Genomic DNA, 17,268 nt, shown 5'->3' on the forward strand with positions numbered 1-17,268 from the left:
AAACGCACACAAAAGCGACTCGAGCGCGGACGCGCGATTCAATCAGCGTCTCCCTAGTAGCATTGCTGGCAGGGACCCCGCCTGCCGGGTACCATGGCCGCCCGACATTCATCCGGAGGGCCAGTCCCGTGCAGCGATCCCGTTTCCGGCTCGGCATTGTGCTGGCCACCGCCCTTCTTGCCCTACTGCTTTCAGGAGCCCCCATGGCCGATACCAATCCGCAGGTCGCGATCGAAACCAACCATGGCCGCATCGTGCTGGAACTCAATGCCGAGGCCGCCCCGGAGACGGTCGCCAACTTCATGTCCTACGTGGATGACGGCTTCTACGACGGCACGATCTTTCACCGCGTGATCCCGGGCTTCATGGTCCAGGGCGGCGGCTTCGACAAGAACATGAGCCAGAAGTCCGCCGGCGAGCCCATCCGCAACGAGGCGGATAACGGACTGAAGAACGAGGTCGGCGCGATCGCCATGGCGCGCACCCAGGACCCGCACTCGGCCACCGCACAATTCTTCATCAACGTGAACGACAACGACTTCCTCAACCACACGGCCCCGAATGCGCAGGGCTGGGGTTATGCGGTCTTCGGCAAGGTGACCGAGGGCATGGACGTTGTGCGCCAGATCGAGTCCGTACCCACCGGCCGCTCCGGCATGCACCAGGACGTGCCGCAGGAGCCGGTCGTGATGGAAAGCGTAAAACGCGTCGAGGACTGAGCCACCCCGTGGCTTCGAGCGCGCCGGCCCTGGTCATTTCCGACCTGCACCTGGATCGCGAGCCCGGCCCCCTGCTGGAGGCCACACTCGCCTTCCTGAAGGGCCCGGCGCGCAGCGCCTCGGCGCTGTACATCCTCGGCGACCTGTTCGAATACTGGGTCGGCGATGACGCCGGATTCCCGGCCGCCGAACAACTCGCCGAGGCCCTCAAGTCACTCGAGATCCCGGTCGCCTTCATCCACGGCAACCGGGATTTTCTCGTGGGCGAGGCCTACGCCGCGCGCGCGGGGATGCAGCTCGCCCCCGAACCCCTGCACGCCGCCCTGCCCTGCGGACCCGCCGTGCTCCTGCACGGCGACTCGCTGTGCACCGACGACACCGAGCACATGGCCTTTCGCCAGCAGGTACGCAGTGGCGAATGGCAAAAGGGATTTCTGAGTCATCCACTGGAGGAACGCATCCGCCAGGCCGAAGCCATGCGCGCCGCCAGCCGCGACAACGGCCAGATGAAGGCCGCTGCCATCATGGACGTGAACCCGACTGCAGTGGCCGACGTCTTCCGCGACGCCGACGTCCCGCTGATGATCCACGGCCACACTCACCGCCCGGCCATCCACGAACTCACCGTTGACGGCCAGCCCCGCCAGCGCTGCGTCCTCCCCGCCTGGGACGAGCACCCGGGGTATCTGGAGATCGACGCGACCGGCCCGGTCCTTCGCCAGCTGGACGGCTCACCCTACCCGGCGCACCTGCTGCACGCCTGAACGCGCGCGTTCCGGCTCCCCCAGGCAGACGCTGCCTTAATCGTACGACCTTCAGTCCTCAACGCGAGCTTCCGCATGAGGGGGCGCGGATCGTTCCCCATCCCAGCCGCCACCCATCGCCTTGAACAAGGTCGCGGTTGCATTGAGCCGATCCCGCAAGGCCTCACTCAGAGCCAGCTCTGCGTCCAGCAACGCGCGTTCAGCGTCCAGCAGCTCGATAAACCCGGTAAAGCCTTCTTCATACCGGATCTCCGCCAGATCACGCGTTTCCTGGATGGCCTGTACCTGCCGCCTGACCGCACCCACACGTTCGTCGGTGGCCTCGTAGAGCACCAGGGCGTCTCGCACCTCGCGAAACGCCTGCGTCATGGTCATGGCATAACGGGTTTCCGCCTGATCACGCAGGGCTTCTGCGGTCTCCACCCGGGCCCGGGCGCGACCGAAGTCGAACAGCGGCCCGGCCACGGTCGCGCCCACGCCCCAGGTCTCGGCCGAGCGGGTAAACAGGTCGCTGGTTTCCGTGGCGGCGGTGCCGAGGAACCCCATCAGGTTCAGGCGCGGAAGCCGGTCCGCCTCGGCGACGCCGATCTCGGCCGTGGAGGCCATCAATTCCGCCTCGGCGGCGCGGATGTCGGGCCGCCGGCGCAGCAGTTCGGATGGCATCACCGCAGGCACATGCGCCGGCAGTTCAAGGTCGGCCAGACGACGATCCCCGAAATCCAGCTCGTCCAGCAGCTCGCGCGGTGACATGCCCACCAGCACCGCGAGTGCCCCCTCCAGGGTCTGCACCTGCTGACGCAGTGAGGGGATGCGCGCGCGCGTGGTTTCCAGTTCGGCCACCGACTGGCGCAAGACCAGAGCGTCCGTCTGGCCGCCCTCGTAGCGGATTTGCTCCAGTTCCAGGGTCCGCTCCCGGGATTCCACCGTCTTTTCGGCGATAGCCAGCTGTTCCTGCGCGCTGCGCAGATTCACGTAGGTGGCGACCACGTCCGCCACCACGTTCAGCCGGACCGCCTCATGGCTGAACCGAGACTGTTGCAGAAAGGCCTCGGCGGCTTCCTCCTGGCGGGCGAGGCGGCCCCACAGATCCAGCTCATATCCCAGAATCCCCGTGATCGAGAACAGGTTGTCGGTGCCTCCCCCACCCGGGATCGGCGAGAGCCCTTCCGGCTGCCGTTCCCGTGCCGCCTCTGCCTGGGCGTCCAGCGTGGGCAACCGGTTGGCCTCCGCCAGGCCCAGACGGGCGCGAGACTCCTGGATGCGTTGCACCTGCAGACGGACATCCAGGTTATCGTCCAGGGCCCGCGCCACCAGTGCGTCGAGCTGCGGATCCTGGTAACGGGTCCACCACTGCTGCCAGGCCTCCTGCTCCTCGGCACTGAGCAGGACGTGTTCCGGCCAATCCTCCGGAAGATCAAAGTCCGGGCGCTCATAGTCCGGCCCCACGGCGCAGCCACCGAGTAAGAACGCCGCAGCAACGGTCAAGCCCCACTTACGCATGGCTGGCCTCCTTCTTCTCGCGACGTTGCTGACGCCAAGTGACCAGATCCTCGAGCAATTTGTAGAACAACGGCACGAACAGCAGCGCCAGGGTGCTGGCCGCGATCATGCCGCCCACCACCACGGTGCCGATCTCCTGTCGACTGGCCGCGCCGGCTCCGGTGGCGAACATCAGCGGCAGCGTGCCGATGATGAAGGTCATCGCGGTCATGACGATCGCACGGAAACGCTGCCGCGCCGCCGCCATGGCGGCATCGGTAGAACTCATGCCTTCGCGCCGGTTCTGCGCGGCGAACTCCACGATCAGGATGGCATTCTTCGCCGCCAGGCCGATCAGCACCAGCAGCCCTACCTGAAAGTAGATGTCATTGGGAAAGCCGCGCAGCATGGTTGCCAGGGCCGCGCCGAGCACACCGAAGGGTACGGCGGTGGCCACCGCCAGGGGCAGGGTCAGACGCTCGTACTGGGCGGCCAGAATCAGGAACACCATCAGCAGCCCCAGACCGAACGCCGCGCCAGCGGCACCGGCGGCAACGTCCAGCTGGTAGGCCTCGCCAATCCAGCCCATGGTGGTGTTGGCGTCCGAGTCCAACTCGGCCACCACGGCTTCCAATGCCTCCTTGGCCTGGCCCGTGGTGTAACCCGGTGCCGCATCCGCAAGCAAGCGCGCCGACTGATAGATATTGAAGCGGTTGATAATGTCCGCGCCGCTGCCCCGCTCCAGGCTCACGAGGGAATCCACGGGCACCATCTCCCCGGCATCCGAGCGCACGAACACATGCCGGAGGTCCTCTTCGCGACTGCGGAACTCCGCTTCGGACTGCACGTTCACCCGCCACAAACGCCCCTGGTAAGTGAAATCGTTGACATAAAAGGCGCCGAAGGTGCTCTGCATGGCCTCGAAGATGGTGTTGATGGGCACGCCGATGGCGCGGGCCTTCTCCCGGTCCACGGTGGCGCTGTAGCGCGGCATGTTGGTATCCAGCGTGGCCCGCACATTAACCAGCTCGGGCCGTTCATTGGCGGCCTGCACCACCCGCTGGGCCGCTGCGTCCACTTCGTCCGTGGTGGTCTGACCGCGGACCTGAAGGTAGCCTTCCACCCCCCCGGTCAGTGACAAGCCCTGAATAGGCGGCGGCGCGAAGGCGAACACATTGGCCTCCGGGATCCCGGCTCCGACACCCATGATCCTGCCCACAACCGCCGAGGCATGCTGGTCCGGAGCTCGGCGCTCGGACCAGTCGCTCAGGTTGGCAAAGCCGACCAGGGCGTTGGTACGCAGGGACGAGGCGATAATGTCGAATCCGGCGAACGCGGTGAACTCGTCGATCTCCTCGATCTCCCGGAGGCGGTCCGTCAGTTCGTCCCGCACCTGCTCCGTGCGCCCCAGAGCCGATACCGGCGGCAACTGGCCCACCACCAGCGCGACGCCCTGGTCTTCCTGCGGCACCAGACCGGATGGCAGGCGGTCCAGCAGGAACACCGTCGTCGCGCAGAAACCCAGAAACAGCGCCACACCCACCGTGCGATGGCGCAACAGCCAGCCCACCGTTCCTACGAAACCACGGGTCAGCGCATTGAAGCCGCTATTGAACAGGGCGAACGGCCGGGACACCGTGTGCTTCTGCTTGTCCAGCAGCAGGGCACACATGGCCGGCGTCAAGGTCAGCGCCACCACGCCGGAAACCACCACGGACACGGCGATGGTCACCGCGAACTGACGGTACAACTCCCCGGAAAGGCCTCCCAGGAATGCCACCGGCGCGAACACTGCCACCAGCACCAGGGTCGAGGCCACCACCGCCCCGGCCACCTGCTGCATGGTTTCAATGGACGCCTCGCGCGCCTTCAAGCCCTTTTCGGCCATCAGCCGTTCCACGTTTTCCATAACGATGATGGCGTTGTCGACCACAATGCCGATCGCCAGCACCAGGCCGAACAGGGTCAGCAGATTGACCGAAAAGCCCATCGCCTGCATGCCGGCAAACGTGCCGATCAGGGACACCGGAATGGCCGCCACGGGGATCAGCGTGGCCCGCAGGTGCTGCAGGAACAGGAAGGTCACCAGCACCACCAGCGCCACGGCGATCAGCAGCGTGATGAAGACCTCCCGCACCGAGATCTCCACGAACTCGGTGATGTCGTAGGCTACCGTGTATTCCAGGCCGTCCGGAAAACGCTCGGACAACTCGTCGAGGGCCGACCGCACCTCCCGGGCCGTGTCCAGCGCGTTGGCGCCGGGCTGCAGAAAGACGCCCAGGGGCACGGTTGGCTCACCGTTATAGGTGGCGGAAAACTCGTAGTTCTGGGCGCCCAGGCTGACCCTTGCCACATCCCCCAGCCGCAGGGTGCTGCCATCGGACCCGGAGCGCAGGATGATGTCCTCGAAGGCCTCGGCGTTGTCGAGCTGCCCATCGGTGGTCACCGTGAAGGTAAAGGCCTGCCCCTCCGGTGCCGGCTCCGCCCCGATGCGCCCTGCGGCGAACTGGGCGTTCTGCTCCCGTATCGCGGCGGTCACATCGGACGGTGTGAGCTCGAACTGGGCGAGCTTGTCCGGCCGCAGCCACACGCGCATGGAGTAATCCTGGGCGCCGAACAGGCTGGCGTCGCCGACACCGGGCAGACGGACCAGTTCGTCCAGCACATTGAGCAGCGCGTAATTGCTGATGAACAGCGAATCGTAGCGGCCATCCGGCGAGCTCAGCACCGGCACCATCAGAATGTTGGTGGAGCGCGCTTCCACCCGCACGCCCTGATCCCGCACCTCCTGCGGCAGGCGCGGCAGGGCGGCCTGCACCCGGTTATTGACGTTGATGGCCGCCTGGTCCGGATCGGTGCCCATCTCGAACGAGACGGCGATCTGCAGGGAGCCGGCATCGGTGCTGGTGGACTCCATGTAGATCATGTTGTCCACGCCGTTGATTTCCTGCTCCAGCGGCGCGGCGACCGATTCCGCCAGCACTTCGGAACTGGCACCGGGATAGTTGGCCTGGACCACGACCTGCGGTGGCACCACATCCGGGTACTGCTCTACCGGCAACGCGCTCAGCGCCGCCAGCCCCGCCAACACGATAACGAACGAGATGACCGAGGAGAAGATCGGCCGGTCGATGAAGAAGCGCAGCATGTCAGGATTCCCCGTTGGTCTCGGTGACCTCGACCGAGGCGCCGTCACTCAGCGCCACCTGCCCGATCACCACAAGCCGGTCCCCCTCATCCAGCCCCTCGAGCACCACCTGGCGCCCATCCACCACCGGCCCGAGCCGCACGGTGCGGACATGCGCCACGTCCTCGTCATCCACCACGAACACCCGGGGCCCGTCCCGACCCTCACCCACGGCGTTCTGGTCAATCAGGAACACATCCTCCAGCTCCTGCAGGACCAGGCGCACACGCACGAACTGGCCGGGAACCAGATCCCCATCCGGATTCTCGAACACCGCTCGGGCGGAGACCGTGCCGGTGCGCGGATCGATAGTGCTGGCGGTGAAATCCACCTGACCCTCCAGCTCATAGGCGTCGCCACCGGGCAAAATGACCTGGGCCGCGTACGTCTGCACCTCATCCTGGCTGCGCCCCATGGCGCGGCGTGCCACGCGCTGGATGGCCGCATCGTTCTCCGGCAGGGAGAAGCGCACATGGGCCGGATCGTGGCGGGTGACCACCGTCAACAGCGCGCCCCGTTCGATCAGGCTGCCCTCCGGCAGGGTTTCCAGATCAGTGACACCGGACACCGGTGCCGTGACCTCCGTATATCGCAGATTACGGCGGGCATCCGCCAGCGCCGCCTCGCTCATGGCCAGCCGCGCCTCTGCAAGCTGCAGATTGGTTTCCGCCTGGTCGCGTTCGCGGCGGCTCACCGCATCCTGTTGGTACAAACCCGAGATGCGGTCCCATTCCCGCTCGGCATCGGCCAGGCTGGCCCTGGCGTCCGCGCGTTCGGCCTCGGCACGGCGCACCGCGATCTCGTAGGGTTCCGGGTCAATGCGGAACAGTGGATCGCCCTTCTGCACCAGCTGCCCTTCGGTGTAGAGACGTTCCTCGAGAATGCCGTCCACGCGGGCACGCACTTCCACTTCCCGGAAACCGCGCACGCGGCCGGCGTACTCGCCCTCGACCTGGACCGACTGAGGCGTGACGGCCTGCACGGTGACCACAGGCAGTGGCTGCTCCTGCCCGCCCGCGTCGTCCTGCGGGGCCCCGCAGGCGGTCAGCAGGAGCAGGAGGACCAGCAACGCAATAGGGGCGCGAACCCCGCGTCGCGGCCACAGGCGGCCGAGCGTCTGGTTCACAACGGATGCGGTTCGGTACATGTTGACTCCAAGCCAGTAGAACGTGTGACGGGACCCCGGCACACACAATGACGCTGCCATCCGGCTGCGTGCGGCCGCCCGGGTCAGGACCCCTCGAGCGCGCCGTGCAGATAGATGTCAAACAATTGGTCGAATCGGTCCACCAGGCATGGGCGACCGGCGGACGCTTCACTTGACATCACGGCCCCGTACACCAGGTCGCCCAGCCCATCCATGAGTGCCTCCACGGGAAGCTTGCGCATTCGCCCGGAAACCATCAGCGCCTCGAACTCGGGCGCCCATTCATGACGCCGTGACATGGAGCGCGCGAAATAGAGGGGGGTACCCCGATCGCGAAATTCCGCCCGCTCCTGGATGAACAGATCGACGGTTTCCGGGTGCTCGTCGAAAAAGGCAAAGGCCGCACGAATGCCGGAGCGGAGTCGCTCCAGCGGATCCGAGTGCCGATCACGCCCCTCGCACATCCGGGCTTCCAGCGCGTCCACCTGCTGGGTCAGCGCGGCGCAGAACAGGTCTTCCTTGCCGCTGAAATAGCGGTACACGGTTCCCTTGCCCACGCCGGCCCGATCGGCAACTTCCTGAACGTCCGCGGATCGATACCCGCGCTCGGCAAACACCATTACCGCGGCGGCAAGCAGCTCTGTCTTCCTTGCATCCGGGGTTTTTCGTGCGTATCGCGCCTGGCTCACTTCCGCTTCCCGCCGTGTGTCCTTGATGCAGGCCCCAAACGGACGGACCCGTCAGTCCGCATGGTTTCACACCAACAAAGGCCTGTCAAAACGGGAATCTCCAATACCGGCGGGCGGACGGCGCAGACGCCGATCGGCCACCTGGGGAACATTGATGAATGCACACGCACGCGCGCGTCGCCTTTGCGTGCGCACAAGGCGCGGTGACTGGCGTGCACTCACTCTGCACCAGGGAGCCGCAACACCCTGCGCACGCCCGTGTTGACGAAAACGGGCGGCCGAGCCCCTTCACTCAATGACTTGCCGTGTCCTGATTAGCAACGCGAGTCAGCCAGCGGCTGGGACTCATTCGGGGACGTGCATGGGCCGTCCCGGGCCACTTTGATCCAGGCCTTCCTGGGAGTGTCACCTTCCTGAGGCCCCTTACCCCTGCCCAGTCATCCCGGCCGGAGCGAAGCGAAGAGCCGGGATCTCCCCCGTCGGGGCAACCCCAAGCGCGGAGATCCCGGATAACCGCTACGCGGTTTCCGGGATGACGACACAGGGGGGGGCAGCTGGAGACCCGAGCCTGCACAGTCCTTGGGGCTGGCTTACTCTCATTGCTAATCAGGTGCGGGGTTGTCGCCCCAGGTTTTCCGAGGCAAGGCGCCTCAGGCAGCGGGTAGTGGTTCTACCCGCCCGCTCTTGATTTCTTCGGGGCTCAACGCAGGATCGGGGAACCTGGGCTGCCAACGCGAGCGTGTCCATTCATCACTGCCCCCGGGTGTTCCGACAGACTGGGCACGCGCGGCCTGCCACCATCCCGTGCCGCGCCCGCCCGCGGGCGTCGGGGGGCGTAGGATGTGATGAGCGCAGCGAATCGCATCAGGGTTTCGCACGGCGTGGGGAACGGTGCGATTCGCTGCGCTCATCACATCCTACAGCGAGGTCGGGGCGGCGGCCTGGGCCTCCAGCTGCGCCATCTCGGAGTCGGTGAAGCCGGCGGCGCGGCGGGCGGCATGGGCGAAGGGCGGGCGTACGCGGCCCGGCATGTACTCGGCTAGCAGCTCGAGGAACAGCGGTTCGGGATCGAGCCCGCGCGCGTGGGCCAGTTCGCGGAACCAGCGCGTGCCGATCGCCACGTGGGCGACCTCCTCGCGCTGGATGATCTCGAGCAGCGCCACGGTCGCGTGATCACCCGCCGCGGTCAGCCGCTCGATCATCCCGGGCGTCACATCCAGCCCGCGCGCCTCCAGCACGCGCGGGACCAGCGCCATACGGATCATCACGTCGTGGTCGGTAGCGAGCGCGGCCTCCCACAGCCCGTTGTGGGCCGGAAGGTCCCCGTAGTCTGCTCCCAGCTCGTGGAGTCGCGCGCGCAGCAGCCGGAAATGACGCGCCTCCTCGGCCGCCACCTGCAGCCAGTCGCTGACGAACGGCGCCGGCATGTCGCGAAAGCGATAGACCGCATCCAGCGCCAGGTTGATCGCATTGAACTCGATATGTGCAACGGCATGCACCAGCGCTACCCGCCCGGCTGTCGTGTGCAGCCCGCGCCGGGGCAGCTCGCGCGGGTGCACGAGCACCGGGCGCTCGGGGCGCCCGGGCACCTCCACGCGCTGCGGGGGTGGCGCCGCTGCTGGCGCCGTCGCGCCGGACCACCAGGCGTCCATCAGCCCCAGCACACGCTCGCACTTGGCCTCCGGGTCGGATTCCAGCAGGGCGGTCTCGGCCACCCGGTAGAGGCCCGCCTCCGGTCGCGGTGTCGCGTTCATGGATCTCCCTGTACGTACAGGCGTGCCGTCAGGCACGCACGCGGACGTTCACCATCATGTCGTTGTCCTCGTGTTCCAGGTTGTGGCAGTGGAACACGTAGAGCTGGTCGCCATCGTAGTCGTGCGTGAAGTCGATGGCGATGCGCACGGTCTCGCCCGGCCACAGCAGGACGGTGTCCTTCCAGCCCAGATCCGCGACCGTCAGCCCGTCGTCGTTGACCGCCTGTTCGCGCACGAAACCGGGGCCACCGGAGCGCGACAGCACCTGGAACGAGAAGCCATGGATATGCATCGGGTGCGGCATGCTGCGGTCCGCATTGCGGAGCGTCCACACCTCCTGGGTGTTGGCCTCCACCTCGATCGGCACCCGGTCCGGGTCATACGTCTCGCCATTGATACGCCACTGCATCGGGGCCATGTCCAGGAGGATGTCGCGTTCGGTTGCGTTGGACACGTCGATGGGGTCGATTCGCGACAGGCGCTCGGGCACCTCGGCGGTGACCGCCTCGCCCTCGCGGACCACGAACTCAAGCAGTGCGAGCGGATCGCCGTCGTGCATGCCGCCACCCATCATGCGCCCCATTCCTCCGCCCATGCCGCCGCCCATACCGCCGCCACGCATCATGCCGCCACCGGCCATCGGGTCGAATTCCAGGCTGTGCAGCTCGACTCGATCGCCTCCGGAAAACGCGGCGAAATCGACCAGAAGCTCCAGACGCTCGCCCGGTGACAGGAAGGCCTCTTTCACCTCCCAAGGCGATTCCAGCAGCCCCGCGTCCGTGCCGATGACCTGGAACGGGACCGCCGCGCCATCGGCCCGCAGGGCGAGGCGATAGATCCGGGCGGTGGATCCGTTCAGCAGGCGCAGGCGATGGATGCGACGCTCGACCTCGTGGCGGGCGGACGGCGTCATGTTCACCAGCACCTCGTCCCCGAGATACCCCATCATCCCCTGCATCGGATTCGGCTGGTACACCAGATGCCCGAGCCGGTCGAAGCGCTTGTCCTGCAACACCAGTGGCAGGTCGGTCTTGCCCAGCTCCAGGCCAAGGGCCTCGTTGAGGGCGTCGTTGTCGTCATCCGTCACCAGCAAAAAACTCGCCAGCCCCTGGTGGGCCTGGCGCGCGGTCCGGTGATGCGCATGGGTGTGGTACCAGTAGGTACCGCCGCGGTTGGTCACCTGGAAGCGGTATTCGTACTGTTCCCCGGGATCGACCGTATGGATCGGGTGACCGTCCTCCCGGCCCGGCACATGCAGGCCGTGCCAGTGGATGATCGTGCCCTCGTCGAGCTGGTTGTCGAGCGTCACATCCAGGTCATCGCCGGTGCGCAACAGCAGGATCGGGTTCTGGTACTCGGTCCCATTCACCTGTGTGCGGTACCAGAGGAATGGTGTCTCCGCGCGGCCGGGCACCGGCAACCATCCCTGTTCGGCCACCAGGGTGAACGGCTGATCGGGTGCGAGCACCGCAAACGGACCATCGGCCCCGGGCAGAAACAGCGGGTTGTCGAAACGCGGAGCGGACACCGCATGGTTGAACAGGGTCCAGCCGCCGAACGTGGTGATCACGGGCAGCGCGGCGGCCAGCCCCAGAAATTGACGTCGTTTCATCATTTTTTTCCTTGCGGATGTGATGCCGGCATGCTCCGGCGCAGCAGGATGGAGTTGCCGATCACCGACAGCGAGCTGGCGGTCATCGCGATTACGCCGATCATCGGGTGCAGCAGGCCGGCCGCGGCGATCGGGATCGCGGCGGTGTTGTAGCCCCAGGCCCAGAACAGGTTCTGTACGATCTTGCGGAAGGTCAGCCGCGACAGCTGCACGGCCTCGACCACCTTGGTCAGTTCGCCACGCACCAGGGTCACGTCGGCGGCCTCGATTGCGACGTCCGCGCCGGCCCCGATCGCGATGCCGACATTGGCCTGCTGCAGGGCCGGGGCGTCGTTGATGCCGTCACCCACCATGGCCACGTGCTCGCCGTACTCCTTTTGCAGCTCACGGATGGCCTCGACCTTGCCCTCCGGCAGCACTCCGGCACGGACCTCGTCGATCCCTACCTGCGCGGCCACGGCATTCGCGGTGCGCTCGTTGTCGCCGGTGACCATCACGCAGCGGATGCCCAGGGCATGCAGCTGTTCGATGGCGACCTGCGACTCCTCCTTGAGCGTGTCGGCGACCGCGACAATGCCCGCCGGTTGATCGCCAATGGCCACCAGCATCGCCGTCTTGCCCGCCTCCTCAAGCCGCCGCAGCGATTCCAGCAGGCCGGACGCATCCAGGCCCTGTTCCTCCAGCAGCCGCTGACTGCCGACCAGGACCCGTTCCCCGTCGAGGCGGGCCTCCACTCCACGCGCGGTATGCGACTGGAACTGCTCGACCTCGGCGACCTCCAGCTCCCGGTCGCGCGCGCCCTGCACGATGGCGTCGGCCAGCGGGTGCGCGGAACCGGCCTCGACCGCCGCGGCCGCCCGCAGCACACGGGACTCGTCGAAGCCCTCGGCCGCGATCACATCCGTCAGTGCCGGTTGCCCGCGGGTGATGGTGCCGGTCTTGTCGAGCACGATCACCGCGATGTCTTTCAGGGTCTGGATCGCGGAGCCCGAGCGAATCAGCACACCACGCTCGGCCCCCATGCCGGAGCCCACCATCAGGGCGGTGGGCGTGGCCAGTCCCAGCGCACAGGGGCAGGCAATGACCAGCACGGCGATCGCGGCGAGGATCGCCAGCACCAGCGGGGGACGCTCCGAATCCACCCAGGGCAGGAAGCCCTCGCCCCAGATCAGGATCGGCTGCAACGCCCCGGAGAACGCCAGCCAGGCCGCGAACGCCGCCAGCGCGATCACCAGAACGGCCGGCACGAAGCGCGCGGTAATGCGATCCGCCAGCTCCTGCACCGGCACGCGCGAGCCCTGCGCCTCGTTGACCAACCGGATCACCTGGGACAGGAAGGTATCCGCACCGACCCGGGTCGCACGCACCTTCAGCCGCCCCTGCTGGTTCAGGGTCGCGCCCAGCACGGTGTCGCCCTCGCCCTTGTCCACCGGGACCGACTCGCCGGTGGCGATGGACTCGTCCACGGTGCTCTCGCCCGCCACCACCTCGCCATCGGTGGGCACCTTCTCGCCCGGACGCACGATCATCACGTCGCCCACCTGCAGCGACTTGATGGGAACCTCGACCTCCTCGCCATCGCGCTCGACCCGGGCGGTCTTCGCACCCAGATCCAGCAGCTTGCGGATCGCGGAGGAGGCCTCGCCCTTGGCGCGGTACTCCAGATAGCGCCCGAGCATATGGAAGGCCATGATGGTCGCGGCCATCTCGATGAACGAGGTCATTGGATAGATGAAGCCGATCAGCCCAATCAGGTAGGGCGGCAACGAGCCCATGGAGATCAGCACGTCCATGTTGAGGCTGCCGCTTTTCAGCGCGCGCCAGGACGAACGGTGCGTCGCCGCACCCCCCGCCATAAAGACCACGGGGAAGGCCAGCACGGCGATAATCAGAAGATAGCCGGGGATCTCCTGCCAGAACATGTGCGGCATCATCAGGACCATGATCGCGATGGTCGGGATCATCGCGATCCACAGCCGGCGCCAGGCCTGCTTCAGGTAGGCCGCGTCAATCTCGGCGTCGTCCGCCTCGCTGCCGGCCTCCTCGGTCTCCACCGCCGCCACGTCATAGCCGGCGCCCTCCACCGCCGCGCGCAGGGCCTCGGGGTCGGGACCGTCGGGGCCGGGTTCCACGGTCACACGGTGGTCGCCGATATTGGTGCGCACCGACTGGATACCATCCAGCTTCTCGATCGCAGCGCGCACGATCCCCGCGCAGTGGTCCGAACCCATGCCCGGCACCACCAGGCGCACGGTCGCAGAGCCGCCCGACTCGCCTTCCACCTGGGCGACGTCGTAGCCGGCGCCCTCCACGGCAGCACGCAGGCCTGGCGGGTCCACCTGGTCAGGGTCGTACCCGACCGTCACTCGGTGCCGAGCGATGTTGGTGCTCACCGTTTGTACGCCCGCGGTCTTTTCCAGGGCCGCACGCACGATGCCCGCGCAATGGTCCGAGCCCATGCCGGGCACGATCACCACCGCCTCGCGCGGGGTCACCGTATTGGTTTCGGTCGTCATTGAGCGACTCCTTACCGATTACTGAACAGATACTTGATCAAGGCCGCGACCCCGAGGATCAGCAATACCAGAATCAAGAGTCCAATCCAGCCGTGGCCGAAGCCAAGACCGGACATCCAGCCAAAACCTTGTTCATGCATCATGGTGTAGCCCTCCCGGGACGTTGGTACCAAGGCGGTACGCGAAACGGCGCACCGCGGGGGCGATCCACGATCGCCCGAAGCCGGGCAAATGCCCGGCCGGGGAGGACTCAAAGAGGCGGGCGCAGATCCGGGGCCGCGCGAGCACCGGGGCCCATGGCCACGGTTCCCGGAACAGGATGGGACAGCGAAGCGGTGACGGGGGTCGTCAGGAAGGAAGGCAGGGCCGACACCCCGCAGATGCCACAAACCGCGCACGGCATCTCGCAGGCCGTGGCTTCGAGCTGAATCGCGGGATCGTCCGAATGCGAGCCGGCAACCTGGTCCGGGCAGTGGGCCTGCGCGGCCATTCCCGGCCCGGGTTCCCCGTGCAGCATCCCCGCACTGGCAATCGGTGCCGCGACCAGCGCGGCGGCGATCAACAGGGTCAGCAGGTGGTGCAGGGCTCGCGACACGGGCAGGCCTCGAAAATGCATTCTGAGTACCAGTCTAGCACCGGCATTCAATGTCCACATGACACAGATCAAGCCGCGTGATCTTCGCCCGGAACGCTACAGCACCGGCGCCAGCAGATAGGCGGCTCGTGCGGCCACACGACGCCACAGCGGCAGGTCATCCACGTCCTGCCGGGTCATCTCGCGCGAGCGGGCGAAATCCGCCTCGAACATGCGCGCCGTCTCGCGGGCGAAGGCTGGGTCCATCACCAGTGCGGTGACCTCGAAATTCAGCCGGAACGAACGGTTGTCCAGGTTCACTGTACCCACCGCCGCCCCCATGTCGTCCACCACGAACGCCTTGCCGTGCAGGAAGCCCTCCTGATAGCGGTAGATGCGCACGCCGGCATCCAGCAGCGGCCCGAGGAAGGCATAGGCCGCATGGGTGGTCAGCGGGTTGTCGGTGACCTCGGGGATCAATATGCGCACGTCGACGCCACTGAGCGCGGCCAGCTTGAGCATGCCCTGCACGCCCTCGTCCGGCACGAAATACGGGCTGGCAATCCAGATGCGCCGCTCGGCCGCATGGATCGCCTGCTGCATCATCAGACTGGCAGTCTCGAACTCGTCAGCCGGACCGGAGGGCAGGATCAGCACCGGAACCCCGTCGTCCGCCATGGTCGCCGGCTTCCATTCCAGCTCCGGGATCGCCTCGGTGGCCCAGTGCCAGTCCTCCAGAAACACCGACTGCAACGCGAGCGCGGACGGCCCCTCGATACGCAGGTGGGTGTCCCGCCACGAACCGATCTTCGGATCGCGCCCCAGGTACTCGTCGCCCACGTTCAGTCCGCCGACCCAGGCCTGTTCGCCATCGGCCACCACGATCTTGCGATGATTGCGGAAGTTCAGCTGGAAGCGATTGCCGCGCCCGCGGGTGGAGTGGAAGTGCTGGACCTGGACACCCGCCTCGCGCAGGGTATCCAGGTAGCTCCCGGGCAGGCGGTAGCTGCCGATCTCGTCGTACAGGAAATAGACCTCGACCCCGTCTTGGGCACGCTCCACCAGCCGCCGCTGGAGTTCCCGCCCCAGGTCATCGTCGCGCACGATGTAAAACTGCACCAGCAGGTAGCGCTCAGCCTGCTCGATCCCGCGGAAGATGCTGTCGAAGGTCGCCTCGCCGTCCACCAGCAGTTCGACCTCGTTGCCATGCAGAAACGGCCAGCGGGCGAGCTGCTGCACCCCGTCCAGATGCTTGCTGGGTTCCGGGACGATGTACTGGTGCGACCACAGCTCCTCGGTCTTCGGCTGCAGTGCCCGGGCAAGACTCGAGTCCTCGTCGCGGCGCGCGACCACATAGCCGCGAAACTCGCTCGCACCGAAGACCCAGTAGGCCGGAACGGCCACATAGGGCACGGTGTTCAGCGAGACGATCCACGCCACTGCCCCTTGCGAAGTGCGGGTGGACATCAGCGCATCCAGCGATGACAGGAAACCCAGCAGGTGGAAGCCGATTACGACCGCCAGCAGAACGCGCCAGCGCGGGCGCCGGCGCGGCTGCGGGTGGGGATCACCGGACTCGGGTCTGGACATATCCGTGCGGCCAACCCGGCGCCGGCGTCAGAGCGCGTCGAGCCCGCGGGCCAGGTCGCGCTGGATATCGGCGACGGACTCCAGTCCTACGGCGACACGCACCATGGCCTCGGTAATGCCCTGTGCCTCGCGCTTGTCCGGGTCCACGCGGCCGTGGGTGGTGGTCGCCGGATGGGTGATGGTGGTCTTGGCATCGCCCAGGTTGGCCGTGATCGACAGGAACTGCGTGGCGTCGATCACCGACCAGGCAGCCTCGCGCCCACCGGCGACCTCGAAGCTCAGCACCCCGCCGAAACCGCTTTGCTGCTGCTTCGCGATTGCGTGCTGGGGGTGATCCGGCAGACCCGGGTAATGCACCGCCGTGACCTTCGGGTGGGCCTGCAGCCACTGCGCCAGGGCCAGCGCATTGTCACTGTGCGCGCGCATCCGCAGGGCCAGGGTCTCCAGGCCCTTCAGGAAGACCCAGGCGTTGAACGGCGAGAGCGTGGGGCCAGCCGTGCGCAGGAAGCCGTAGACCTCCTCGCCCACACGCTCGGCGTCGCCCACGACCGCGCCGCCCAGGCAGCGGCCCTGGCCGTCGAGGAACTTGGTTGCCGAGTGGATGATGATGTCGGCGCCCAGATCCAGCGGGCGTTGCAGGGCCGGCGTGCAGAAACAGTTGTCCACCGCCAGCACTACGTCGTGGCGATGCGCGATGTCCGCCAGCGCGCGGATATCCACCACCTCGCCCAGCGGGTTGGACGGCGTCTCGCAGAAATACAGCCGGGTGTTCGGCTGGGTCGCGGCCTCCCAGGCCTCGAGGTTCGACAGCTCGACGTAGGTGACCTCCACGCCGAAACGCCCGAGGTAGTTGTTGAACAACACGGTGGTGGTGCCGAACACCGAGCGGGAGCAGACCACGTGATCGCCGGCCTTCAGCAGGCCCATCATGGTGGCGAGGATCGCGGACATCCCGGAGGCGGTGGCAACACAGGCCTCACCCCCTTCCAGCGCCGCCAGGCGGTCCTGGAAGGTACGCACGGTCGGGTTGGTGAAGCGCGAGTAGATGTTGCCCGGGCTCTCGCCACCGAAGCGCGCCGCGGCCTCCGCGGCCGAGCCGAACACGAAGCTCGAGGTCGGGAAGATCGCCTCGGAGTGCTCGCCCTCGGGCGTGCGCTGGTAGCCGTGCCGGATGGCCACGGTCTGCGGGTCGTATTCGCTGGGGTCGAAGTCGGTCATCGGGTTTCTCGAAGCGCGG

General features: G+C 66.9%; 13 protein-coding genes. 2 read left to right on the plus strand and 11 right to left on the minus strand.

From position 1 onward, the window contains the following. Window positions 1-203 precede the first annotated feature (203 nt). Together TK90_RS09615 and TK90_RS09620 are read left to right on the plus strand one after the other, a co-directional pair. Complete coding sequence (locus tag TK90_RS09615) at window positions 204-719, plus strand: peptidylprolyl isomerase (RefSeq protein WP_012983283.1); 516 nt, start codon at window positions 204-206, stop codon at window positions 717-719. Between the two features lie 8 nt (window positions 720-727). Further along, the gene (locus TK90_RS09620; RefSeq protein ID WP_012983284.1) at window positions 728-1,483 is read left to right on the plus strand and encodes a UDP-2,3-diacylglucosamine diphosphatase; all 756 of its coding nucleotides are present in this window, start codon (window positions 728-730) and stop codon (window positions 1,481-1,483) included. Window positions 1,484-1,534: 51 nt separating this feature from the next. Here TK90_RS09620 and TK90_RS09625 read toward each other — a convergent pair whose 3' ends face one another. From TK90_RS09625 to TK90_RS09670, 11 genes are all read right to left on the minus strand, one after another. Then, complete coding sequence (locus TK90_RS09625) at window positions 1,535-2,983, minus strand: efflux transporter outer membrane subunit (RefSeq protein WP_012983285.1); 1,449 nt, start codon at window positions 2,981-2,983, stop codon at window positions 1,535-1,537. Next, window positions 2,976-6,110 carry an efflux RND transporter permease subunit gene (locus TK90_RS09630; RefSeq protein WP_012983286.1) on the minus strand — a complete coding sequence of 1,045 codons (3,135 nt, stop codon included), beginning with the start codon at window positions 6,108-6,110 and terminating at the stop codon, window positions 2,976-2,978. Before TK90_RS09630 ends, TK90_RS09625 begins: the two co-directional genes overlap by 8 nt. A gap of 1 nt (window position 6,111) precedes the next feature. After that, window positions 6,112-7,296 (minus strand): efflux RND transporter periplasmic adaptor subunit, encoded by a 1,185-nt coding sequence (locus TK90_RS09635; protein ID WP_012983287.1) that lies wholly within the window; start codon window positions 7,294-7,296, stop codon window positions 6,112-6,114. 83 nt (window positions 7,297-7,379) lie between these two features. Beyond that, the gene (locus TK90_RS09640) at window positions 7,380-7,985 is read right to left on the minus strand and encodes a TetR/AcrR family transcriptional regulator (protein WP_012983288.1); all 606 of its coding nucleotides are present in this window, start codon (window positions 7,983-7,985) and stop codon (window positions 7,380-7,382) included. Window positions 7,986-8,902: 917 nt separating this feature from the next. Beyond that, on the minus strand, window positions 8,903-9,739 hold the full coding sequence (locus TK90_RS09645) for a ferritin-like domain-containing protein (RefSeq protein WP_012983289.1): 837 nt from the start codon (window positions 9,737-9,739) through the stop codon (window positions 8,903-8,905). A 28-nt stretch (window positions 9,740-9,767) separates the two neighbouring features. Further along, window positions 9,768-11,354, minus strand: a complete 1,587-nt coding sequence (locus TK90_RS09650) for a multicopper oxidase family protein (RefSeq protein WP_012983290.1) — start codon at window positions 11,352-11,354, stop codon at window positions 9,768-9,770. After that, window positions 11,351-13,867, minus strand: coding sequence for a heavy metal translocating P-type ATPase (locus TK90_RS09655; RefSeq protein WP_012983291.1), 2,517 nt, complete (start codon window positions 13,865-13,867; stop codon window positions 11,351-11,353). Before TK90_RS09655 ends, TK90_RS09650 begins: the two co-directional genes overlap by 4 nt. Window positions 13,868-13,878: 11 nt before the next feature. After that, window positions 13,879-14,010 (minus strand): hypothetical protein, encoded by a 132-nt coding sequence (locus TK90_RS15455; protein ID WP_012983292.1) that lies wholly within the window; start codon window positions 14,008-14,010, stop codon window positions 13,879-13,881. Window positions 14,011-14,117: 107 nt separating this feature from the next. Then, on the minus strand, window positions 14,118-14,462 hold the full coding sequence (locus TK90_RS09660; RefSeq protein ID WP_012983293.1) for a hypothetical protein: 345 nt from the start codon (window positions 14,460-14,462) through the stop codon (window positions 14,118-14,120). A 96-nt stretch (window positions 14,463-14,558) separates the two neighbouring features. Beyond that, the gene (gene cls, locus TK90_RS09665) at window positions 14,559-16,031 is read right to left on the minus strand and encodes a cardiolipin synthase (RefSeq protein ID WP_012983294.1); all 1,473 of its coding nucleotides are present in this window, start codon (window positions 16,029-16,031) and stop codon (window positions 14,559-14,561) included. Between the two features lie 27 nt (window positions 16,032-16,058). Further along, the gene (locus TK90_RS09670; RefSeq protein WP_012983295.1) at window positions 16,059-17,249 is read right to left on the minus strand and encodes an O-succinylhomoserine sulfhydrylase; all 1,191 of its coding nucleotides are present in this window, start codon (window positions 17,247-17,249) and stop codon (window positions 16,059-16,061) included. Between the last annotated feature and the right edge of the window lie 19 nt (window positions 17,250-17,268).

The sequence above is a fragment of the Thioalkalivibrio sp. K90mix genome (assembly GCF_000025545.1).
GTDB lineage: Bacteria > Pseudomonadota > Gammaproteobacteria > Ectothiorhodospirales > Ectothiorhodospiraceae > Thioalkalivibrio.